The 22,038-nt window shown below is 52.9% G+C and carries 21 protein-coding genes; 11 read left to right on the top strand and 10 right to left on the bottom strand.

Going from position 1 to position 22,038, the window contains the following annotated elements; all coding sequences use genetic code 11:
* Window positions 1–42: 42 nt before the first annotated feature.
* The 4 genes from Y017_RS11925 to Y017_RS11910 all read left to right on the top strand — a co-directional run bounded on the left by Y017_RS11925 (window position 43) and on the right by Y017_RS11910 (window position 4,876).
* On the top strand, window positions 43–810 hold the full coding sequence (locus tag Y017_RS11925) for a YciK family oxidoreductase (protein WP_035461035.1): 768 nt from the start codon (window positions 43–45) through the stop codon (window positions 808–810).
* Between the two features lie 556 nt (window positions 811–1,366).
* Entirely contained in the window at window positions 1,367–2,368 is a 1,002-nt protein-coding gene (locus Y017_RS11920; RefSeq protein ID WP_231483493.1) for a putative solute-binding protein, read from the top strand.
* A 136-nt stretch (window positions 2,369–2,504) separates the two neighbouring features.
* Complete coding sequence (locus Y017_RS11915; protein ID WP_011589038.1) at window positions 2,505–3,575, top strand: putative solute-binding protein; 1,071 nt, start codon at window positions 2,505–2,507, stop codon at window positions 3,573–3,575.
* Between the two features lie 125 nt (window positions 3,576–3,700).
* The gene (locus Y017_RS11910; protein ID WP_081737620.1) at window positions 3,701–4,876 is read left to right on the top strand and encodes a putative solute-binding protein; all 1,176 of its coding nucleotides are present in this window, start codon (window positions 3,701–3,703) and stop codon (window positions 4,874–4,876) included.
* Window positions 4,877–5,043: 167 nt separating this feature from the next.
* Here the strand turns inward: Y017_RS11910 and Y017_RS11905 are convergent, their stop codons facing one another.
* Entirely contained in the window at window positions 5,044–6,405 is a 1,362-nt protein-coding gene (locus tag Y017_RS11905; RefSeq protein WP_011589040.1) for an AarF/ABC1/UbiB kinase family protein, read from the bottom strand.
* A 175-nt stretch (window positions 6,406–6,580) separates the two neighbouring features.
* On the opposite strand from Y017_RS11905, the gene Y017_RS11900 reads away from it, so the two are divergent.
* The 5 genes from Y017_RS11900 to Y017_RS11885 all read left to right on the top strand — a co-directional run bounded on the left by Y017_RS11900 (window position 6,581) and on the right by Y017_RS11885 (window position 11,925).
* Window positions 6,581–7,609, top strand: coding sequence for a hypothetical protein (locus tag Y017_RS11900; RefSeq protein WP_011589041.1), 1,029 nt, complete (start codon window positions 6,581–6,583; stop codon window positions 7,607–7,609).
* A 67-nt stretch (window positions 7,610–7,676) separates the two neighbouring features.
* Window positions 7,677–8,690 carry a putative solute-binding protein gene (locus Y017_RS11895; protein ID WP_011589042.1) on the top strand — a complete coding sequence of 338 codons (1,014 nt, stop codon included), beginning with the start codon at window positions 7,677–7,679 and terminating at the stop codon, window positions 8,688–8,690.
* Between the two features lie 197 nt (window positions 8,691–8,887).
* A complete protein-coding gene (locus tag Y017_RS11890) occupies window positions 8,888–11,218 on the top strand; it encodes a TRAP transporter large permease subunit (RefSeq protein ID WP_035461029.1) in 2,331 nt (776 codons plus the stop codon).
* Between the two features lie 186 nt (window positions 11,219–11,404).
* Entirely contained in the window at window positions 11,405–11,557 is a 153-nt protein-coding gene (locus Y017_RS15250; protein WP_155849267.1) for a hypothetical protein, read from the top strand.
* Window positions 11,558–11,562: 5 nt separating this feature from the next.
* The gene (locus Y017_RS11885) at window positions 11,563–11,925 is read left to right on the top strand and encodes a PilZ domain-containing protein (RefSeq protein WP_011589044.1); all 363 of its coding nucleotides are present in this window, start codon (window positions 11,563–11,565) and stop codon (window positions 11,923–11,925) included.
* 252 nt (window positions 11,926–12,177) lie between these two features.
* On the opposite strand, the gene Y017_RS11880 is transcribed toward Y017_RS11885, so the two are convergent.
* The 5 genes from Y017_RS11880 to rnd are packed head-to-tail and all read right to left on the bottom strand — an operon-like array spanning window position 12,178 to window position 14,865.
* On the bottom strand, window positions 12,178–12,630 hold the full coding sequence (locus tag Y017_RS11880; protein WP_011589045.1) for an HIT family protein: 453 nt from the start codon (window positions 12,628–12,630) through the stop codon (window positions 12,178–12,180).
* The gene (locus Y017_RS11875; RefSeq protein ID WP_231483492.1) at window positions 12,627–12,974 is read right to left on the bottom strand and encodes a hypothetical protein; all 348 of its coding nucleotides are present in this window, start codon (window positions 12,972–12,974) and stop codon (window positions 12,627–12,629) included. Before Y017_RS11875 ends, Y017_RS11880 begins: the two co-directional genes overlap by 4 nt.
* A gap of 49 nt (window positions 12,975–13,023) precedes the next feature.
* Window positions 13,024–13,485 (bottom strand): YcgN family cysteine cluster protein, encoded by a 462-nt coding sequence (locus tag Y017_RS11870; RefSeq protein ID WP_011589047.1) that lies wholly within the window; start codon window positions 13,483–13,485, stop codon window positions 13,024–13,026.
* Complete coding sequence (locus Y017_RS11865) at window positions 13,475–13,792, bottom strand: YcgL domain-containing protein (protein WP_011589048.1); 318 nt, start codon at window positions 13,790–13,792, stop codon at window positions 13,475–13,477. Before Y017_RS11865 ends, Y017_RS11870 begins: the two co-directional genes overlap by 11 nt.
* A complete protein-coding gene (gene rnd, locus Y017_RS11860) occupies window positions 13,792–14,865 on the bottom strand; it encodes a ribonuclease D (protein ID WP_035461027.1) in 1,074 nt (357 codons plus the stop codon). Before rnd ends, Y017_RS11865 begins: the two co-directional genes overlap by 1 nt.
* Window positions 14,866–15,085: 220 nt before the next feature.
* On the opposite strand from rnd, the gene gpmA reads away from it, so the two are divergent.
* Window positions 15,086–15,832 (top strand): 2,3-diphosphoglycerate-dependent phosphoglycerate mutase, encoded by a 747-nt coding sequence (gpmA, locus tag Y017_RS11855; RefSeq protein ID WP_011589050.1) that lies wholly within the window; start codon window positions 15,086–15,088, stop codon window positions 15,830–15,832.
* 815 nt (window positions 15,833–16,647) lie between these two features.
* Window positions 16,648–17,640, top strand: coding sequence for a putative solute-binding protein (locus Y017_RS11845; protein ID WP_011589052.1), 993 nt, complete (start codon window positions 16,648–16,650; stop codon window positions 17,638–17,640).
* A 121-nt stretch (window positions 17,641–17,761) separates the two neighbouring features.
* Here the strand turns inward: Y017_RS11845 and Y017_RS11840 are convergent, their stop codons facing one another.
* The 4 genes from Y017_RS11840 to dnaX all read right to left on the bottom strand — a co-directional run bounded on the left by Y017_RS11840 (window position 17,762) and on the right by dnaX (window position 21,932).
* The gene (locus Y017_RS11840) at window positions 17,762–18,904 is read right to left on the bottom strand and encodes an acyl-CoA dehydrogenase family protein (RefSeq protein ID WP_011589053.1); all 1,143 of its coding nucleotides are present in this window, start codon (window positions 18,902–18,904) and stop codon (window positions 17,762–17,764) included.
* A gap of 151 nt (window positions 18,905–19,055) precedes the next feature.
* The gene (recR, locus tag Y017_RS11835; RefSeq protein WP_011589054.1) at window positions 19,056–19,658 is read right to left on the bottom strand and encodes a recombination mediator RecR; all 603 of its coding nucleotides are present in this window, start codon (window positions 19,656–19,658) and stop codon (window positions 19,056–19,058) included.
* A gap of 24 nt (window positions 19,659–19,682) precedes the next feature.
* Window positions 19,683–20,000, bottom strand: a complete 318-nt coding sequence (locus tag Y017_RS11830) for a YbaB/EbfC family nucleoid-associated protein (protein ID WP_011589055.1) — start codon at window positions 19,998–20,000, stop codon at window positions 19,683–19,685.
* Window positions 20,001–20,084: 84 nt separating this feature from the next.
* The gene (gene dnaX, locus Y017_RS11825; protein ID WP_035461023.1) at window positions 20,085–21,932 is read right to left on the bottom strand and encodes a DNA polymerase III subunit gamma/tau; all 1,848 of its coding nucleotides are present in this window, start codon (window positions 21,930–21,932) and stop codon (window positions 20,085–20,087) included.
* Between the last annotated feature and the right edge of the window lie 106 nt (window positions 21,933–22,038).

The following is a 22,038-nucleotide window of genomic DNA, read 5'->3' as shown; positions in this document are numbered from 1 at the left end:
AAGTCAGGCCACGGGCTTGGCGAAAGCGACACAGGAACCTCCATGACTGATATCCAACAACAAGCCCTCAATTACCAATGCGCTGAAGACACCTTCAAAGGTCGTATTATCCTCGTCACTGGTGCAGGCGCCGGCATCGGCCGCAGCGCCGCGCTGGCCCTGGCAGCCCATGGCGCCACGGTCATTCTGCTAGGCCGCACCCAGGAAAAACTGGAAGCGGTGTACGATGAAATCAAAGCCGCGGGTGGCCCGGAGCCCGCGCTGGCGCCGGTGAATCTAACGGTCGCTCGCCCGGAAGATTTTCAGGAACTGGCCGGGCTTTTTGACAAAGAGTTCGGGCGACTGGATGGCATCTTGCACAACGCATCCATGCTCGGCGACATTACGCCTATGGATCGTTATGCCACTGGCACCTGGGATTCGGTCATGCAAACCAATGTGAATAGCGCTTTCTATCTAACCCAAGCCATGTTGCCGTTGCTGCGCGCCAGCGACGATGCTCGCCTGCTATTTACATCCTCCAGCGTGGGGCGCAAAGGCCGTGCTTTCTGGGGTGCCTATGCGGTCTCCAAGGCGGCCACTGAAAACCTAGCCCAAGTGCTGGCGGAAGAACTGGAAAACACCAGCAACATTCGCGTCAACACCGTTAACCCTGGCGGTACGCGCACCGACATGCGCGCCATGGCCTACCCCGGCGAAGACCCTCTCACATTGAAGCCCCCCGCCGACATCATGGCCCCCTATCTGTTCTTGTTGGGCCCGGATAGCCGAAACGTCACCGGCGCATCTATCGATGCTCAACCGAAGTAACAACGGCAAGTTCAAAGTAGAACGGTCAACGTTGGAAAGAGGCAATCACGTCAGCAGCGTGTTGGTACGGTTCAATGCTCGCGGCTAAATGCAGCGCGGGCATTGTCCTGAATATCCCCTTAACCCTTTACCCCGTTTGAAATTTGCACTTTTTGGCACTTTCAGTACGTTCAACGCGTCCCACCTTTGACCGTTTCCCCACAGCTTGCCGTAACGCGGTCACCCACTGCGCCAAAGCCCTCCTTTCTATGCTCGTCACGTGCTATCTCTATAGGCTATAAAACAATCACAACAGTTCTTGCCGTGACAACCTGCCGCATTTTTCAAAAACACACAGTCCTGTTACCGCAAGGTTGCTTATAACAACAACTCGGCCTGGAGATCCCCATGCACATCCGACTTTCTGTTTTTTTTTGTTCTTAGCCTACTATGTGCCACCCTGAGCGCCACCACGCTGACCAACGCACAGAAAGAACAATTACGAGGACTGCTGCCCGGCGTCACGCTCAACGACAACACCCTTGAAAAGCTGGAAGACATTTTTTATACCCGTGAAATGCCGGTTCGCAGCCGGCTCAAAGCCATCAGCCAAATGGTGGGCTTGGACCAAATGCCCGCTGGCAGCGCACTGAAACGCACCATCTGCATTTGGGATATTGGCGGGCGCAATGGGCCGGTGTTTAATGTCGCCATGGAGCAACGAGCACTGGCCATCGAGTACGGCATCAATTTGGACATGGTGCCTTACACCAACGAAACGGTGATGGTGGAAGAGCTCAAGGCCGGCCTCTGTGACGCGGCCTTGATGAGCGGCATGCGCGCACGCCAGTTCAACCTTTACAGCGGCAGCGTCGATGCCATTGGTGCCGTTCCCAGCGACCAGCATATGCAAACCCTTCTACAGGTCCTCGCCCATCCCAAACAGGCTGGTCATATGGTGCAAGGGGATTACGTAGTAATGGGCATCTACCCTGCCGGTGCCGCCCATATTTTTGTCAACGATCGCAGCATCAGTTCACTGGCCAAGGCCGCCGGCCACCGCGTAGCGGTGTTGGATTATGATCAGACCCAAGCGCAAATGGTCGCCGCCATTGGCGCAACACCGATTGCCACCGACATCGTTTCCGCACCTAACAAATTCAATAATGGGCAAATCGATATTTTGCCCGCCCCATTAGTGGCATATGAACTTCTTGAGCTTTATAAAGGCATGAGTCCAGATGGCGGCATCGTCGACTACCCACTGACGCAGCTTTCCATGCAGCTCATCGGAAGACTGGATAAATTCCCCAACGAAGTAGCGCAACTGATACGCGAAGCATCATTCGAGGCCTATCCAACGGTTATAAAGCGCGTCGAACAGGAAACCAAACGGGTACCCGAGCGTTGGATGATTCATATCCCAGAGAAAGACAAACAAGAATACGAAGTCATGATGCAGGATGCTCGCGACGCGCTACGCGAACAAGGCTATTACAGTGGCGACATGTTGACGTTGCAGCGCAAGATCCGCTGCAAGTTCAACCCAGCTCGCTCTGAGTGCAGCATCAGCCAATAGGTGAGCGACAACACTTACTGGAAACCCTGCGCGCCCTGACTTTCGGAAAGCTTTGTACAATTGTCATACAACAGGTAAAACTTCGCCACACGGCGAAATGCTATAAACGCCCCCATTGAATGACACAGGAATCGTCATGGGGACGTTTAGGTATCTATGCTCAGCACTGCTGTTGGTTGCTGCAACCCATAGCAGTGCTCTGGCACTGACCGATAAACAAAAAACACAACTCAAGCAGGCCCGACAATCCATGGGGCTTGCCGACGGTGAAATGCTGAAAAGGCACATATGCCTTTGGGATTTATCCGGGCGTTCCGGGCCGATATATAATGGCGCCACCAATTTACGCATAGATTTGTTGCGCTATAATATTGATATCAGTCTAGAAGCCTTCACTAATGAAGGTGTGTTGGTTGCCTCTTTGAAAAACGGTCACTGTGATGCCGCGCTAATGAGCGGGTTCCGGGCTCGTCATTTTAACCGTTTCACCGGCAGCATTGATGCACTGGGCGCCCTGCCTACACTGGAGCATGTAAACGTTTTACTGCGCACCCTTGCTCACCCACAACTGGCCGAAAAAATGGCCAGCAATAAGTATCAGACCCTAGCCATTACGCCTGCTGGAGCGGCCTACCTTTTCGTCAATGATCGGGCGCTCAACTCCCTTTCAAAAGTAGCAGGAAAAAAAGTTGCGGTGCTAGATTTCGATCCTGGTCAATCCAAATTGGTTACCCATATCGGTGCCACCCCCGTCGCCAGCACTCTCGCTACTGCTCCCAGTCAATTCAATAATGGCAGTGTTGATGTGTTACCCGCCCCGTTGATTGCCTATCAAGCCCTAGAACTTTACAAAGGCATGGAGCCCAATGGCGGCATCGTGGACTACCCCATCGTACAATTGACCGCGCAACTGATCGCTCATGCAGATCGCTTCCCCCCCGCCTTTTCGGCATTGATTCGTGAAATTGCAACAGACAGTTTCCAAGCGGTACAAAGCACGCTGAAAAAAGAAGCGGATCGCATTCCCTCTCACTGGTGGATTTCACTTCCCGAAGACGAAAAGCAGAACTACAACAGCTTGATGCGCGATGCACGTATCAAGCTACGCGATAGCGAATATTATGACCCCACCATGTTGAACATCATGAAACGTATTCGTTGCAGCCTAGAAGCGGGTCGCCCCGAATGCAGCCAAAGCATTGAGTAATAAACAACATATCTTTTGCTCATCTCTCCCCCGAGCCGGCCAAGCTAATGAGCGACACTGCCAGTATAGCTGTAGACCACAGCGCCTTATGGCAACAACAAACGATAATAGCCATGGAGGCTATCGTGAGATTTTTTCGTTACTTTTTTCTTTCTTTTCTACTAGTCGGCAGCGCATTTCTTCACGCCAATGAAGCCTTTGATCTGACGCCGGCCCAACGGGCCGAACTAGAGCGCTTTGCCCCCGGTGTGGAATTTACACCGGAACTGGCGGCCACATTGCGTGCGATAGCCTATGACCAGAACCGCAGTCTGGATGAACGGATCAAAGCCATGCAGAAAGCTGCGGGATTCAGTCTGGGCGAGCCCCTCAAACGTCGAATTTGCATCTGGGATATTGGCGGTCGCTCCGGGCCAATTTTCAAGGCAGCTGAGGACCAGCGTACCCGGCTACGGCAATATGGTGTGGATCTTCATATCGAGCCCTACACCAAAGAAAGCGTAGCAGCCGAAGATCTCAAAGCCGGCCTCTGTGATGCAGCGCTGATTACAGGGTTACGGGGCCGCCAATTCAACAAATATACCGGCACCATCGATGCCATTGGCGCCCTGCCAACCCAAGAGCACATGCACATCCTTCTGCAAGCCCTTGCCAGCCCGAAAAGCGCGGACAAGATGATCAGCGGTGAGTATGTCATACTCGGCGTTGCACCGGCTGGTGGCGCTTATATTTTCGTCAATGACAAGAACATTAACACTCTAGCCAAAGCTGCAGGGAAGCGCGTGGCCGTGCTCGACTATGATCCCACACAAGCGGAAATGGTTTCACAGATTGGCGCGACGCCAATTGCATCGGATATCGTTTCAGCACCGAATAAATTCAACAACGGCGTGGTTGACGTTATCGTCGCACCACTACTCGCCTACGAATTACTGGAACTGTACAAAGGAATGGGGCCGAATGGCGGTATCATTGATTACCCGCTGGCTCAAATCACCATGCAGCTGATCGGTCGCAAAGACAAATTCCCGAATGAAGTAGCACAGCTGGTGCGCGAAGAATTCTACAAAAGCTACCCTCTAATCATGGAACGACTGAATCTTGAAGCCGTCAAAGTGCCAGAACGCTGGATGATCCAGATTCCGCCAGAAGATAAAAAAGAATATCAAATGATGATGCAGGAAGCGCGTCTACGGCTACGCCAAAAAGGCTACTATGATGCCAACATGCTGACCCTGCAACGCAAGGTTCGTTGCAAGCTCGACGCCACCCGAGCGGAATGCAGTAATCCGGTGGAATAAACGCAGAAATAAGCCACAAACTACAACGCGTAGCCAAAAGCCCTGCCACACGGTTATCACGCTACCCGCGGCTTCAATTCAAGAGTTCAAACCCAAAATTCTAAAAGGAAAACGAAGACACTTTCCTCGTTCTCCTTTTCTATCTTCTTTGCTGCTAACGGCTAATTCTAATGTAAAAATCCGCCTGGTATTTCCTCTATGGAACCAAACATATCGACCCGGTTATCACTGAACATGTCCATTTCCGGGGCCAACACCTGCACATAACGATCAAAATAGAGAAACTGCTTTAGCAATAAAGCGAACTCCCGCGGGAATCGAATACCATGCCCCTCACCAATTTTCACGATATCTACCAGCAGGCTGTTCACTTCCTTGTCGTTACGGTCTGCCTGCATCAGCGCAGAAGGATCCACCTGGCCCAACGCTCCCTGCAATCCTTCAATATCCCGCGCCAACGCTGCAACATCTACTTCGTCACGAGTCATTCCGATCACGACCATGGCTTCCGCCATCTTTCGCACATCCCCACGACCAATGGCATCAAAGAAAGCCGCCATACCATTCCAGGCTTCACGACGAATACGCCCGACGATGCCAAAATCAATAAATCCGACTCGGCCATCCTCTAGCAGCATTAAATTACCCGCATGAACATCTGCATGGAAGAAGTCACACATCATAAGGCTAGAAAACCACGTGTTCAGCGCAGAAATCAACGTACCCGCCGGATCGTCGGTATACTTTTTTAGTACATTCATATCCGTTAGAGGGACGCCAAAAAAACGCTCCATGGTCAGGACTTTACCCGTGGTATGTGACATAACGGGTTCTGGCGCTATGGCCTGAGTGTTACCGGTATTGCGCAGGAAAACATTAAACGCTTTAAGATTGCCCGCTTCTTTTATGAAATCGCACTCTTCCAGCATGCCCGCCTGTAACTCTTCAATGACCCCCGAAATAGCAGAACGCGACAACCCCGGCGCCAACCGTTCAGTAAGTCTTGCCGCGAAGTACAAGAAATTGAAATCTGTAAGCAAAACATTCTTTACACCCGGGCGTTGAACCTTAATTACCACATCGCGACCATCCTTCAATTTTGCCGCGTGCACTTGTGCAATTGACGCACTGGCTAATGGTTTAGGGTCCACAAATTCATAAAGCGTCTCCAGGCTGGAGCCTAGCTCGGCTTCAACAGTATCCCGAATGTAATGAAAAGGTAGGGGGGGAGTCCTGTCGAGACAGCGTTGAAACTCCTCGACATACTCTTCAGGGAAAATTGATGGGGAACTGGCAATAAATTGGCCTAATTTAATGTATGTCGTCCCTAAAGATTCGAAGGTGGCACGCAGCAAAGCCGGGATTGGCGGGCGATCACCGAGCGCCCAGCCCAGCCCATGGCGCCCCACTACACCCAACGTTTCGAGTATTCGTAGTCCGCCCCGTGCCGTATTCAGTGCCAGGGAAAGGCCACTGCGTTCGCCCTCCAGCCAGGCCCGCATATCTTTGACGTCACTGTGATCACTCATAATAAAGTCGTATCTATTTTATGAAGTACATGATTTATCGGATAGAAACCATGATATAGCAAATTTATTGTTTGTAATTGCTTGAAGGATTTTTTGTAATTGCCGCTTGTGTCAAACGGCTGACTTTCGTACCTTTGACGACCCTATTTTGAGAACAAAAACAAGGAGCTTACGAATGGGTTCTCTTTCCATGAAAAAAATGCTACGACATTCCGGTCTGGCCTTGGTAGGAAGCGCCATCCTAGCTCTGCAAGGCTGCGGTGTTGTCTACAAGGCTACCGGTGATGTTTTGGTCAGCTTCGGCCGATCCGAAATGTTGCCCTACATGATGACCTATGATGACGTACGTATGGCATGCGTCACCGGCGAAGCACAGACACCTCTGTTGATGTCTTTCGAGCGTGTTGGATCCGACCCCAGCAAACTGGGCGCCATGGTCTTCACCGTTGCCGCCACCTGCGCCGAGCAAATTGCTCTTGATGCTGAACTGCGCTACATGCGTTCAGTCAAAGATGGCCGAGTCAGCGAAGCACAAGATGCACGCATCGAGCAGAAACGCTGGTCTGCCATTGCCGCAAATCGCCAGTACAAAGCTTACAACTACATGATGCAAGCCTTCGGCGAAGTCAAGGACGGTGAATGTCCTAACATGAATAACGATTTTGACGAAATGGTCTGGCTGGTCGGTAACATTTCCGGTGTTCAATCCCTGCTTAACGACGGCGCTTCCGACGGCGCAGTAGGCGTACCTCGTGATATCGCAGCCAAAGTTGAACGCAACATGAAATGCTTGGATAACGATCAGTGGTGGGGCGTACCGCGCGGTACCCGTGCTGCAGTATGGAACCTGCTACCAATGCTAGCACCACCGAACGCTGATGCATGGGCCGAGCTGGAAGCCTCAGCCAAGGCAGGGTTCGACAGCGGCATTCGTTTGGGCAGCGCCCTGTATGCCATGAGCGCTTTCAGCAAAGGCAACGATGAGCGTCTGCGCCAAGCCATCCGTGATTACGCAGCAAATGATGAAGGCCTGAATCCAGACTACGCTATGCTAGACGCCATCGCTGGCTTTATTATCCAAGGTATTTCGGACCGTGAATGGACTGAAAACACCGGTAAGCGTACACCTATAGGCGGCACTGGCACTTTCTGGGATGACACAGCCTCGTCTGGCCCCGCTATTGATATCAACGATTTGCTATAAGCCATCTAGCGGCCTTCGGGCCGCTTTTAACGCGTTAAACAGTTAAAGAAGTAACCAGGAGACTATCATGCGCTATGTTAAGGCATTCACTGCGGTCGCCACTGCCGCTCTGGCATTGACGTTCACCCCCGTCCAAGCCGCCGAAAAGCGCACTATGTGCGTATTTGACATCATTGGCGCGAATGGCGATATCTACAACATCATGAAGGACTATAAGACCGCGGCGCTGAACTGGGGCGTGGACTTTGAACTCAAGCCCTACACAGATGAAAAAATCGCATCTGAAGACCTGAAAGCCGGCCAATGTGATGCCGCCGTCCTAACCGGTATCCGCGGCCGTCAGTTCAACAATTACACTGGCAGCCTGGATTCCATTGGCTCCATCCCTAGCTATGACGCTATGCGCACCGTGATTACAGTGCTAACCAGCGAGAGCCCATCCATCAATGCAAAGTTGGTTTCCGGCCCTTATGAAGTAGGTGGCGTCGCCCCTATGGGAGCAGCCTACCTGTTCGTTAAAGACAGCACTATCGACACCGTAAGCGAATTGTCTGGCAAGTCCATCGCGGTACTGGAATACGATTCGGCTCAAGCAAACATGGCCTCCCGCGTAGGTATGTCACCGGTTATGTCTGACATTTCCAACTTCTCTAGCCGGTTTAATAATGGTTCCGTTGATGTCTGCTTTGCCCCCATTGCTGCGTACTCTGCCTTGGAATTGTACAAAGGCATGCAGCCTGACGGCGGCATCGTCGATTACGTACTCGGTCAGTTGACCGCACAAGTCATTCTGAAAAAGGACAAGTTCCCTGCTGATTTTGCTGCACAGTCACGCAAATACATGCTCGGTCAGTTTGACCGCGCCATGCGTGTCATTGAGAACGCCAACAGCGAAGTTAACAAGAAGTGGTGGATTCGTATTCCTGAGGCGGACAGGCTCCGTTACGACGAAATGATGCGTGACGCTCGCATCGCCCTCACCAAAGACGGCGTCTACAATAAAGACATGATGGGTCTGCTACGTAAAGTACGCTGTAAACACGAACCATCACGCGCAGAGTGCGTTAACCCTGTTGAATAAAAAGTTCAACTGAACGGGGCCAACTGGCCCCGTCCTTCATTAACAACTCACATTCTGTCACCCGTTCCCATGGGTGATCAGGTAAGAAAAAATGTTTACATCGCCCTAAAAAGGCGGGGGCAAAAGCGCTACCCTCCCCCCCAAAGCGCCCCCCCCCCCTCCGTAGCTCAGGCGGTATAACAATAACCGGGTGCACAATGGACAAGCCTTCGTTAACTGTTGCAAACCGTTCCGTCGCGGAATGGCTATCCTCACTTCCTACCCTGATTCTTCTTCTGCTGACCATTTTTCTGGCTTCCGGCGAAGTAATTCACTCGCAGCTACTGAAGATCGGCGAGAATACCTGGGAGGGCTATTTCCTTTTGCGTGGCGCTGGAGTGGTGGAACAGCCCACCTGTAACCGTGATCCAGACCTGGATCAGGAGCTGGCAAAAGCCATTAAGCAGAAAAAACAGCAAATGGCTGACGATCCTCTAGCCTCCATCTTTGGAACCGACGTGGACGAAGCGGCCTTGCGTCAGTCCTTGGAATCTTCCAGGCATAACTGTCGCGGCAGATGGGAACGCTATGAGTTGATTCAGGACAAAGCCACCCCCGGCGTGATTGCCTTCCGTACCTTGGAAGGAGGCGTGGCCAAAGTGGTAACTACCCTGGGCAACTACAAGCGTCTACTGCTTTGTTTGCTGGTAATGATCTGTGCCGCGACCGCCACATTAACGCGCCACCACATTTCGCTACGTCCTGCTCATACACGTAAAGACCACTTTGTTTCTAGCTTGGGCCAGCTCGCCGCCAACATAATGCTACTCCTCTCTGCTTGGCTATACCGAGGCGAAGAAATCAGCGCCATTGCCGACGGAGTTCAGGTCAATCACTTTTACTTGCACCAGTTCTGGATTGCAGGCTTCCTGCTGCTCTCTTTCGCTGCTTTCTACCAGCTGATTCGCCCGCCCAAAGACCTTGAGGAAGGAGGTACTTGGGGCAAGGCAATGTTGACCATCCCGCTATACAGCTTCATGTGCCTTACCGCTGGCGCACAATTTATCAGCCAAGGCTACTACCACGGGATTAGCGTTTATCTTGGCATGATGATGGAACTGTCCACCCTGTTCCTGAGCTTGGCACTGTATATCTGGATCGGCATGCTGCTGCGTCAAACCAAGATGGCTCACCTAGTTTTCGACGTGCTACGTCCTTGGAAAATGTCACCGGAGTTGATGTGTTTTGTGGTGCTTGCTGTTGCAGCGGTTCCTACAGCCTACACTGGCGCCTCCGGTATCTTCGTTATTGCTGCCGGTGCCACCATCTATAACGAGTTGGTTCGCGCTGGGGCTCGTAAACAACTTGCGCTGGCCGCCACCGCCATGTCTGGCTCCATGGGCGTGGTTTTACGTCCCTGCCTGCTGGTCGTGATCATCGCCGCTTTGAACAATAGCGTGACCACAGATGAGCTATTCACTTCCGGCCTGAAAATCTTTGGTTTGTCGCTGTTCCTGTTCTTCATTTACAGCCAATTTGCCCGTACTGCTCCGGCACGCATTGCTCCGTTCTCTGAAGCAGTACCGCAAAGCTTGAAACGTCTCATCCCTCTACTGCCCTATGTGATTATCATGGGGACCGTAGTGGTGTTCTTCCGTGATCTACTCGACACCGAGTTAAACGAAAACTACGCACCCATTATCCTGCCGGTAATGCTGCTAGCCATTCTGGCCTACGAGAAACTGAGCACAAAATCCCTGCACGTTTTCACGATCGTCCTGTTGCCCCTTTTGATCTACTCCTGCTACAACCTGTGGGGCATCAACAATGCGCTAGACGCTGGTGCTATTCCTACCGGCACCTCCGCTGAGGAATTGAACGATCTGTTTTGGGGACTTTTCTGGCGTAATGCTATTCTCGGCGCTTGTCTGGCAATTTATTACCTTGTAAAAACACCGGATATGGACCCGCATTACCAACCAGAGCCCGGTGTGGGTGAGAAGATGGAAAGCTCATTGCGGTTTGCCACTAACGAAACCACCGGGCACATTGGCGCGTTGCTGATGCTGATGGCTCTATCGGTAAGCGTCGGCGGTATCATCGAGCGTTCCGGGGTCATGGAAATGCTGCCTGAGACGTTCCCGAGTATCTGGGTAGCCATGACACTGCTGGTGGTCACCATGGTGATTATCGGCATGATTATGGACCCCTATGGCGCAGTAATTTTGGTGAACGCAACCCTTGCACAAATTGCCTTCGATAATGGGATTGACCCACTACACTTCTGGATGATTACCCTGGTAGCTTTTGAGCTGGGTTATCTATCACCTCCAGTGGCGCTAAACCACTTGCTAACAAGGCAAGTAGTGGGAGACGAAGAAGTGGAATCCGCAAAAGTGCCGGATGGCAACTTCTACCGTCGCTATGAGAAGTTCCTACTGCCTATTGCGGTGATGCTGACCGCACTGCTGCTGGTATCTTACGTACCGCTGATGTCGGACTCGCTCCACGAGTTCCTGTTCCAGAAAATTCAGGCTGGCGCCCATTAACCCGCCAAACTGAACATGAAAAGGGCCCAATCGGGCCCTTTTTTATTTCAGCAACAAAAACTATTTAACTGGAAAAAGAAGCCCCTACTAACCAGACATATTTACCCGCTTCTCACCCCGCCAGTTTCCTATCGTTCCGCAATAACGAATACTGTAAAGTATCTGGAGATTTCAGGGAGATAGCGGATGAGTAAAACCCAAGAAAACCGGCCTTCACGAAAAACCGAAGGCCTTCCCAAAACGGCCAAACCCGCCTTGTTATTCTTGCTATTCTTGTTCGGGGTGGTTGCCACCATAGCCACCGCCGCTTACGTTGTTGACAGAATGATTTACGGATAAGTCACATGGCTACAAAAATTGACAACCGACGCCACCCCCGAATCAACCGTGAAGAGAACTTGTCTCTCACCTTGTTACCGGCAGGATCAAGTTCCTTAGACCCGGAAGATCGCCTCTATCTAACCTCTCACGACATTTCCCTAGCGGGTATCAGCGTGGAGCTACCCTCACCAATCAAGCCCGATACGGATGTGGAGCTCTGGGTTGCTCTGCTGGAAAACTACGGCACCTACCATCTTTACGGCACTATCGCTTGGTGCGCAGCACCTGAAGGCCATCTTCTCGCCGGAATAGCTTTGAACCTGGAGCGCGCCGACGGACGTTTATGGGCGGCTCACTTCGACTCAACAGGACATTTTAGTGACTGACCGTCCAGGGCCAGGACGACCAGTCATTTTACTGTAGGGAGCCCCCTCACCTGTTTCAGTGAAAGCAACCCCAAGCACGACCGCAGGGCATTAAACGCTAGCCCTAGCCTATGACAAGTCTGCCTTGGCAAAAGCCGTACATGACCACAAACGCAGAAAAAAGAAACCCTAGGCAGGGTAGGAGAAAGATAACAAAGCGCGAGCACCGACTCTCGCAGCGCACCATTTAGAAACGCTGCAAGACAACAAACATTAGAGCTTTTCCGGAAAATGTTCGCTTAACAAACCCGCAAGCCGATCAAGGCGTTTACGCCGCTTTGCCATCCCGAACACATTCATTAGGCGGGTTGCCCAAGTCATTGCGGTCGCTAAAGTGTCGCCGCCGCGACGGGGAATCACATGCACATGCACATGGGGCACATGCTGATTGGCTTCGCGGCCATCATTAACCACCACATTATGCGCCTTTACGGCAAGCCCGGCCCGTTTCTGCGCCACAATCGTCCGCCGGGCCAGATCCATCAACCGATGCGTCACCGCAGCATCCAACCCTTCCAGCAAGGATTCATGCTGGCGAGGAATCACCAAACAATGGGCTTCACGGATCGGGAACAAATCCAGAATCACCAGCGCCAAATCATCTTCATAGACCACGCTGGCGGGCAAAGTCCCCGCCTGAATCTGACAAAAGATACACTCGCTCATTGCTGAGCCAGCATAGCCGCTTGTTTGCGCCGCTGCCGCCACAGCTCTAATGCAGCCACCACCAGCGCCACCAGCAACATCGCCACCAATGGGCCACCGGCGCGCCAAAGGCTCACATTATCCTGAGCCAGGCCGTCAAACAAACTCACCACCCAAGCCGGAGCCCATTCGTCATGCCGCGCCGATACGGACCATGGTGTGAGCAACAGGGCAGTTAGCAGAGTTCGCAGCGGCACCTTAGCCCAGCGGCTCAGAGGGCGTGTTAGCCACCACCAAACGAACAAGACACCGATACTGCCCAGCAAATAGGCAAACCAACCCCATAAATATGCTTGTGTTGTCACAACGTCTCCCACTCATGTTATTGAACCCACCGGCAAGTCACCGCCTACATCAGTCGATCCAGTGAACAATATGCTCTTCCCAATCATCTTCCCGCACAAGTTGCTCTGACACCACCCGCCCCGCGACGCTAATCCCCGCTTGCCTCACGCTGTCAGCATTGTTGCTGAGCAACGGATGCCAAGCGGGTAACGGCTTACCTTTTGCACGTAAACGGTATGCACAGGTGGGTGGCAACCAATTCGTATCCCTAGCAATGCTCTCAGTGACACGAATGCAATCCGGAACCCGCTTAAAACGCTCTTCATACACACGACATTGGCATTGCTTGCTATCCAGAAAGCGGCACGCCAGATTGGTAAACGCTAACTCGCCACTGTCTTCATCTTCCAGTTTTACAAGACAACAACGGCCACAATTATCACACAGCGCTTCCCACTCGCGGACATTGAGGTCGCTCAGCGGGAGAGTCCAGAACTGACCCCGCAGCGGCAGCGTCGTATCAGGCATCATGTCGAACCGGTTTATCCGGGTGGCCATCAGCCATGAACAGGTCTTCATCCGGCGGTGGTGGCATTTGCAAGTAAAAACCCTGCTCGCGGATTTTCTCCATGACCTGCTCCACATCCGCGCGTGCTAATGGGCGCGTCGGGTTCAGAATCATATCAGTCACGTGCTCGGCATGACCAAACTGCCCCATCAATATCTCGGGCACCTCTTTAAGCCCTTTTTGCCGATCCACATACAAATACATGCCACTTTTGCGGCGGCTCTTATAGATCGAACAAAACAATTTGCCTTTCAGCACTCCCTCACTCACTACAGCAACTCCAGCAGAGGTTGGGTGACAACATCATTACGCCAGCCGGTCAACGGTTCCGGCACCCTCTCCGGGTGGCGGATCAGGGCTTCCAGCCAACGGCGACGCATCAATACGTCGGGCTTCATATTCAACTCTTCGGCAATAATCGCAACCCGGCTACGCAGGGTTTTGGCAAGTTTCTTCTGTGCCATATCCGGCGGCCCCGGCAACGGATCGGGGGGAGTCTGCCCTCGGGCCTGTTCAATCAATGCCAACAACGCATCTCCGTCGCGACGAATCTGTTTGGGATGAAAGCCCAAGTCCGCGAGCAAGCCTCTGTCGGTACGATTGGTACGGGCCAAGTCCAGCAACTGGGCATCTTTTAACACAAAGCTTTTGGGCAGATCTCGCTCCCGAGCCATCTGATCACGCCACGGCGCCAGTGCTGCCAATACCGCCAAGCTTTCGCCCTGCAGCAAGCCCGCGCCTTTCACGTTACGCCAAGCGTCTTGCGGCAGCACTTGGCTGCTAGCCTGCTTCAGCAAACGAGCGCATTCTTCTTCCCACCAAGCGCGGCGGCCCAAGCCATCGAGTCGCTCGGCGAGAATCCCCGCCACTTCCGGGAGATATTTTACGTCATCTTCCGCGTAGTGAAGTTGCTCATCGCTTAATGGCCGTTTCAGCCAATTTGTTCGCGTGGCCCCTTTCGGAAGATCAACACCCAACAGCATTTGAACCACTTTCTGGTAACCCCACTGCATATCTTCGCCGCTCAGTGCAGCGGCAATCTGGGTGTCTTCAATGGCCGCCGGGTACTGGCCAGTAAACGTAGCAATTGCTTCCAAGTCTTCGGAACAAGCATGCATCACCAAGGTATGATTCTGAAATACTGGCAACAAAGTAGGCCCATCAACCTCGGTAGTATCAATAAGTCGAATGCGCACACCATCATGGACTTGCACCAGTGCCAATTGTGGCCAGAAGGTGCGCTCACGCATGAATTCCGTGTCCAGGTATAGCCGACTACCTGCCGCCAGGCTTGCCTGCCATTCGCTGATCTCTTTGTTATCTTCGCACCAGAGATACGCCATCTTTTTGCCTTTTCCGGGAATGTAAAAGCCCTAACATACGGCTTTCTCGGATCTTTGCTGCCGTAAGAGAAGGGCAAAATAACCTGCAAAATACACACAAAGCAGGCACCTTCGGCGGCAACAACAGAATTTGCGACGATTATACGGCCTGTGGCGCTCAATTTCCCGGCACATTTCTGCTACTCTTTGCGCCGCATTGAAATCGCACAGGATGACGCTAATGAGCACGAAACTGGTACTGGTCCGCCACGGCCAGAGCGTATGGAACAAGGAAAATCGCTTCACAGGCTGGAAAGATGTTGATCTTACCGAGCAAGGCCGCGAAGAAGCCCGCACCGCAGGCGAACTACTGAAAGAGGCCGGGTTTGAATTTGACCTGGCTTATACCTCGGTGCTCAAGCGTGCGATCCGCACCCTGTGGAGCATTCTGGATAACATGGACCAGATGTGGATCCCTGTTATCCGTGACTACCGCTTGAATGAACGCCACTACGGTGCCTTGCAGGGTTTGAATAAAGCGGAAACAGCCGCCAAATATGGCGACGACCAGGTACATATATGGCGCCGTAGCTACGATACGCCGCCACCGAAAATGGAACGTGACGATGAGCGCTACGCTGGCAACTTCCGAGTGTACAAGGACTTGAGTGAAGCTCAAATTCCTTTGTCAGAAAGTCTTAAAGACACGGTGGACCGTTTTATTCCTTACTTCGAAAGTGATATCAAACCGCAAATTCAAGCTGGGAAACAGGTTTTAATCTGCGCCCATGGCAATAGTCTGCGTGCGCTGGTGAAGTATCTCGGCGACATTTCTGACGAAGAAATCGTAAAGCTCAACATCCCTACTGGAGTGCCGATGGTTTATGAGCTGGACGACAATCTCAAACCCATTAAAAACTACTATTTGGGCGATGCCGAAGCTGCAGCGAAAGCGGCAGAAGCAGTCGCCAACCAAGGTAAGGCGTAAGCAGGCAAGCTAGGAGCCTGCCACAAAAAAGCCCCGCCAAACCCGGCGGGGCTTTTTTGTGCTTCATACCTTCGTCATCATACAAGCATAGCTTCTCACATTACTGCAGGCCTATTTGACCTTGCATACAGCCACGTTCATTGGCCATCTCCGCTGTGGCGCGCTGCTCGCCAGCGGGCCAGTATGCAGCGACTCCATCTTGATATGCCTTCGACCATTCTATGCTGGCGGCACTGTTGCAGATAACGCTCACACCTAGCCGGATGCACGACACAGCGCAGCGGTTCCAGTTGGCCAACGTTTCTGGCTAACTGATAGTGAAAATGCGGCTCAAACTGGTTCTCTACTTTTGCGCCAATATCGTCCTGCTGCCCAGAGTACCCTTCCCGCAGCATCAAATAACCTGACCTCCCGTGCCCTAATAAATCCTTTTGGTCGTAATAGCTCACTACAAACCATTACTGAAAAGCTTGACATGAAGGTCGCGCTCGCTACGGCAGCATTTGTTAGTGGCGGGCACAGCCGTTAATCGTATCCGCAACAAAGTGCGGGAAACCTTTGCAACTCAATACCTTGCCTGCCCCTGGAAAAAATTGTCCATTTACTTGGCTGCAGTGATCAATCCAGTTCCAGCAAAGCTTACCGAAAGTGCACCGAGTGCACCCGCCGCCAACACCAAACCTGATTACGATGGCGATTGGCCAGAATGCCCTTGAGCAAAAAATCAAAGGCATTGCGTTGACGGTTGACATCTCTACTATCGAGAAAATCACCCATCGGCAAACATACTAGTAATAACAAGCAGGGATACACTGATGAAGAAGCTGTTTACCGCCATTCTAGCCCTTTATGCCCTGTCTGCGCCTTTTAGCGCACAGGCAAACACCATCAAACGCAAAATCTGTGTATTTGATATTGTCGGCAATGTAGGCCCGATCATGAACGCCATGAGAGACTGGAAAGCCGCCGCGCGAGGCTGGGGCCTGGAAACAGAGCTGGTGCCCTATACCAACGAGGCCATTGTTGCTGAGGACCTGAAAGCCGGTATTTGCGATGCCTCTTTGATTACTGGCATTCGCGGTCGGGCATTCAATAAATATGCAGGGACAGTGGATTCCATTGGGGCCATTCCCACCATGGACCATATGAAAGTGCTGCTACAAGTACTTTCCCACCCCCAAAGCGCGGACAAACTATCCCAAGGGTCCTACCAAATTATGGGAATTGCGCCCGCTGGGGCCGCATTTGTTTTCGTGAATGACCGAGAAGTAAATTCTCTGGCTAAGGCTGCTGGCAAAAAGGTCGCGGTTCTAGAATACGATGAAACCCAAGCCAAACTCGTTTCCCAGGTCGGCGCTACACCCATCGCCTCAGACATCACCAACTTCTCCACCAAGTTCAACAATGGCGTTGTTGATATCATTGTTGCACCGCTGGTGGCCTACAGCGCTCTGGAATTGTACAAGGGCTTGAGCCCAGACGGTGGAATCATCAATTACCCACTGGTTCAGCTAACCTTCCAGTTAATTGCGAAGAAAGACCGGTTCCCAGCAGAAATGGCTCAAAAATCACGGGAATACTTCTATAATAACCTGCAACGGATTACCAGCCAGTTAGATAATGAGGCCAAGCATGTGGCCAAGCATTGGTGGGTAGAAATCCCCGATGCGGACAAAGCCGAATATGAAGTCATGATGCAGGAAGCCCGTGATCAACTTCGCGACGAAGGTTACTACGATCAGGACATGCTCACTCTTCTGCGCAAGGTTCGCTGCAAAATGGAAGCGACCCGTGCAGAGTGCAGCTGACAGTTAAAAATTGAAGCTTTTTTCGCTCTAAAGCAAAGAGGCCGCGTCCATAAAAATTAGACGCGGCCTCTTACGTTTAGCGCTTTTCTAAGCTGCAAGCTTGAAGCTTGAAGCTTGCCGTTTATAACCCCATCTGCTTTGCAATCACCTCATTCATGATCTCGTGGGTGCCGCCGCCGATAGAGAGAATCCGATTATCGCGGAATAGGCGCTCCACCACGGTGCCCCGCATGTATCCGCTGCCGCCAAATAGTTGTACCGCATCGTAGGTCACGCGATCAGCACAACGCGTTGCCACATTTTTGGCCATGGACACATCCAGCACGCAATTCTCGCCAGCTGCAATTTTGGCGGCAACCCGATAGGTAAACTCTGTGCTGGCTTTTACGTCCGTGGCCATTTCTGCCAACTTGTGCCGTGTTACTTGAAAGCCTGCCAGTGGCCGACCAAATGCCTCCCTTTCTTTCACATAGCGCAGAGCTTCATCCAGTGCCAGTTGAGCCGTGCTATTGGCAGTTACTGCCAGTACCAGTCGCTCCATCTGGAAATTGCTCATAATGCAGTAGAAGCCACCGTTTTCCGGACCAATAAGGTTTTCCGCCGGCACCCGGCAGTCTTCGAAAAATAGCTCAGCAGTATCAGACGCCCACCAGCCCATCTTTTTCAATTTGCGCCCAACGGTGAAGCCCGGGGTACCCTTTTCGATCAGCAACAGGCTGATACCGCCATAACCCTTGTCACCCGTGCGTACGGCTACGGTGTAATAATCGGCGCGCACCCCACTGGTAATAAAGGTTTTAGCTCCATTTACCACATAATGATCACCGTCACGTACCGCTCGAGTTTGCAGGTTGGCCACGTCAGACCCCCCGTTAGGCTCGGTAATCGCCAGCGCCGAAATCTTGTCTCCGTTGATTACCTCCGGAACGACCCGCTGCTTCATGGCCTCGCTGCCCCATTTCCAAACGGGGGGTAGGCCAATATCCAGTGAGCCCAAGCTCGCGCAAAGGCCGCCGGACGAGCACCGTACCAGCTCCTCGCAGGCAGCAACTTTCATGAAGATATCTTCACCGGTACCACCAAATTCTTCCGGTGCATTGATGCCAAGAATGCCTGCAGATGCCGCTTTCTTGTACAGCTCACGGGGAAATTCTCCCGCCTCCTCCCAATCGTCTACTTCCGGGAGAATCTCCCGTTCAACGAATTTGCGCACCGTATCGCGCACCATCTGATGGGTTTCATTGAAATAATTCAGGGCACTCACAGGGCCTCCTTGGATTTATTGATTACAAACAACCTAGCGCTTGCTTGGTTTTACCTTACCAGAAAGCCAGAGGAGGAAACCAGACGAATCCAATCGTTTTGATTTATCGATAAAGTGGAAAAATTAGGCGCTCAAGAAAGGGACCGAAACTTCAAGCATCAAAGGGCCTGCGACCTTTCAGAGCCTGTGCTAAGGTGGCGCCATCCACAAACTCCAACTCGCCCCCCATTGGCACCCCTTGAGCGATACGACTCACACCCACCCCGGCATCTTGAGCCAGGCCCAACACATAGTGCGCAGTGGCTTCGCCTTCCACCGTGGTGCCTGTGGCCAGTATCAATTCACTGATTTGCCCTTCATTAAGACGCTGCTCAAGCACATCTAACCCCAGCTCACGGGGGCCTATGCCATCCAGCGGCGACAACTCGCCCATCAGTACAAAATACTGGCCGCGGTATTCGCCTGATTGCTCAAAGGCCAACACATCTCCCGGGGTTGCCACAATACACACCAACGACGCATCTCGACGCGGATCTTCACACACCGGGCAAAGCGTCGATTGCGCATAATTGCGGCACCGTTCGCAATGCTGAACCCCATCCATAGCCGCATGGAGGGCATCGCCCAGGCGACGTCCAGATTCGCGTCCGCGGTCCAGCAACGCATAAGCCATACGCTGGGCCGAACGAGGCCCAACGCCGGGCAAGCAGGTAAAGGCATTGATAAGCTGGTCAACCAGCGGCGCGTGTTTCACAGTTTCGGGGTCTCGTCGCTGAACTTAGGGTTTGAAACCCGGTGGGAACGGAAAACCACCCGCCATGTTCTGCATGCTATCTTGCTGCTGCTTCTCGATCCGGCGCACCGCATCGTTCACCGCAGCGGCCAGCAAGTCTTCCAGCAATTCCTTGTCTTCACTCATTAGGCTTGGATCAATATCCACCCCTTTCACATCATGGCGGCCATTCATGGTGACTTTCACCAAGCCGGCACCGGACTCACCTACCACCTCAGCATTGGCGGCTTCGTCTTGCATTTTCTTCATTTTCTCTTGCATGGCCTGGGCCTGCTGCATGAGATTGTTAATATCGAAATCCATGGTTTACTCCCATATAACGCTTCAAGCAGCATCCAGCACGGACAAACCATGCTTTATCATCTCGCCTGTTGCGTGTCGCGTTCTTTATTCCACTCTCTCTTTCGGGGTGACACTCTCATCATCCAACCGACCGCCAAAGGTGGTGATCAACTGCTGCACCACCGGATCCGAATGCAAAGTGTCTTTAGCTTGGAGCAGCAATTCCTGCCGGCGAGCTTCGGCGATGACCTCAGGTGTCGCGCCCGGCTGCTGCTCAAATTCCACTTGAACCTGAATACGCCGCTGGAAGTAATTCCCCAGCGCCCCACTCAATTCTTCCAACCGCTCGCGGTTAACCAAGACCTGATGACCTGGGCTGATGCGCAGCGTCCAGACGCTTTCCTCGCGGCTGATCAGCACCGCATTGCGAGCGATATTGCGCACCGTGCCATCTACGTCCAGCCGCAACAACAACGCGGCCCACCAGGTGGCAACTTCCGCCTCATTGGTGGGCTCCGCGAGCGGCGCCAGAGGTTCTACTTCCTGCGTTGGCGCTTGATTAGGCTCTGGCTCAGCTTGCGGTTCACTCTGCGACGGCGCGACCGCGACAGCAAACGTTGATGGGCCAGGGCTTTCATCCCAAGGTGGCGCATCGTCCGCTGATGCTGCCTGCTCGGCAGCGGCCGGTGCAGCCCGTGTCGGCGAAGGCTCTGGTGCTGTAACAGGTGCAGAAGCCGATGTAGGTGTAGGCAGCGAGACCGGGGCCGGCGCAGCGGCAGGCGTTTTGTTCAACAGGGCACGCAAATCTGGCTTGTCGCCGGGCTCCTCCGACGACGCTACCGCTTTAGGCTTTTTTACTGAGGGGTTATCCCCTTGCACCAATACACCTTTGGGAGTGAACAACACCATGCGCAGCAATAGCATCTCCAAGGCTGCGCGGCTATCTGGGGCATCCTGCAGGTCACGGCGGCCACGTAGAGCCACGTCGTAATAAAGCTGAATCTGTTCTGCAGTAAGCGCTGCAGCGAGCTGCTGTTGCGTCTCATCGTAACTGCCTGGCACCGCTTGACACACCGCCAGTTGGTGCAGCTGGCTGATCAGCTCATCCAGCAATGCCAACTCACCAGGACAATGCTCGCTCACCGATGCTAATGCCTGCAGCACCCCACCCGGTTCCTGTTCGGCCAGCGCCACCAGCAGGGTAAGCACATGATTACGGTCCACGGTGCCCAGCATGGCGTTCACCGCCTCACTACTAAGCTGCTCACCGCCAAACGCAATAGCCTGATCCGTGAGACTCAACGCATCACGCATAGAGCCTTCAGCCGCCTTGCCCAACGAGAGCAGTGCAGGCTCATCGTAGCGAATCATTTCCTTGTCGAGCAGCGTTTTCAAATGCCCAGCAATCTGCTCTGCAGGCAAAGCCTTAAGACTAAATTGCAGGCAGCGGGACAACACCGTCACCGGCAGTTTCTGCGGATCTGTAGTGGCCAGCAGAAACTTCACATGGGGCGGGGGCTCTTCCAAAGTTTTCAGCAACGCATTGAAAGAATGGGCGGAAAGCATGTGCACCTCATCAATCAGGTACACTTTGTAGCGCCCTCGGGTCGGCGCGTATTGCACGTTATCCAGCAGTTCGCGGGTATCCTCCACCTTAGTGCGGCTGGCCGCATCCACTTCGATCAAGTCAACGAAACGGCCGTCGGTGATTTCCTGACAGGTAGGGCATACACCGCACGGCCGGGCACTAACACCCTGCTCACAGTTCAGGCATCGGGAAAGGATACGGGCAATAGTGGTTTTGCCCACCCCGCGGGTTCCGGTAAATAGATAGGCATGGTGGAGACGATCTTGGTCCAAGGCATGCATCAGGGCCCGTGAAACGTGCTCCTGCCCCACCAGTTCATCAAAGGTGCGGGGGCGGTATTTACGGGCAAGAACCTGGTAACTCATAGCACTCCAGCGGCTTTCTCGACCACGAAGAAAAAAGGATTGGAATCAAAAAGCTTATGCTAACGAAGTTCCCGAAAGGAGGACAGTACAAGAAGCGTGTTACGTA

The organism is Alcanivorax sp. 97CO-5 (genome assembly GCF_000524665.1).
Taxonomy (GTDB): domain Bacteria; phylum Pseudomonadota; class Gammaproteobacteria; order Pseudomonadales; family Alcanivoracaceae; genus Alcanivorax; species Alcanivorax borkumensis.
This window is presented reverse-complemented; position numbering and strand designations above follow the sequence as displayed.

Coding starts and splice junctions, on each gene's coding strand:
- Y017_RS11925 (WP_035461035.1), top strand. CDS start 43: ATGACTGATATCCAACAACAAGCCCTCAATTACCAATGCGCTGAAGAC.
- Y017_RS11920 (WP_231483493.1), top strand. CDS start 1,367: ATGCCGGTTCGCAGCCGGCTCAAAGCCATCAGCCAAATGGTGGGCTTG.
- Y017_RS11915 (WP_011589038.1), top strand. CDS start 2,505: ATGGGGACGTTTAGGTATCTATGCTCAGCACTGCTGTTGGTTGCTGCA.
- Y017_RS11905 (WP_011589040.1), bottom strand. CDS start 6,405: ATGAGTGATCACAGTGACGTCAAAGATATGCGGGCCTGGCTGGAGGGC.
- Y017_RS11900 (WP_011589041.1), top strand. CDS start 6,581: ATGGGTTCTCTTTCCATGAAAAAAATGCTACGACATTCCGGTCTGGCC.
- Y017_RS11895 (WP_011589042.1), top strand. CDS start 7,677: ATGCGCTATGTTAAGGCATTCACTGCGGTCGCCACTGCCGCTCTGGCA.
- Y017_RS11890 (WP_035461029.1), top strand. CDS start 8,888: ATGGACAAGCCTTCGTTAACTGTTGCAAACCGTTCCGTCGCGGAATGG.
- Y017_RS15250 (WP_155849267.1), top strand. CDS start 11,405: ATGAGTAAAACCCAAGAAAACCGGCCTTCACGAAAAACCGAAGGCCTT.
- Y017_RS11885 (WP_011589044.1), top strand. CDS start 11,563: ATGGCTACAAAAATTGACAACCGACGCCACCCCCGAATCAACCGTGAA.
- Y017_RS11880 (WP_011589045.1), bottom strand. CDS start 12,630: ATGAGCGAGTGTATCTTTTGTCAGATTCAGGCGGGGACTTTGCCCGCC.
- Y017_RS11870 (WP_011589047.1), bottom strand. CDS start 13,485: ATGATGCCTGATACGACGCTGCCGCTGCGGGGTCAGTTCTGGACTCTC.
- rnd (WP_035461027.1), bottom strand. CDS start 14,865: ATGGCGTATCTCTGGTGCGAAGATAACAAAGAGATCAGCGAATGGCAG.
- gpmA (WP_011589050.1), top strand. CDS start 15,086: ATGAGCACGAAACTGGTACTGGTCCGCCACGGCCAGAGCGTATGGAAC.
- Y017_RS11845 (WP_011589052.1), top strand. CDS start 16,648: ATGAAGAAGCTGTTTACCGCCATTCTAGCCCTTTATGCCCTGTCTGCG.
- Y017_RS11830 (WP_011589055.1), bottom strand. CDS start 20,000: ATGGATTTCGATATTAACAATCTCATGCAGCAGGCCCAGGCCATGCAA.
- dnaX (WP_035461023.1), bottom strand. CDS start 21,932: ATGAGTTACCAGGTTCTTGCCCGTAAATACCGCCCCCGCACCTTTGAT.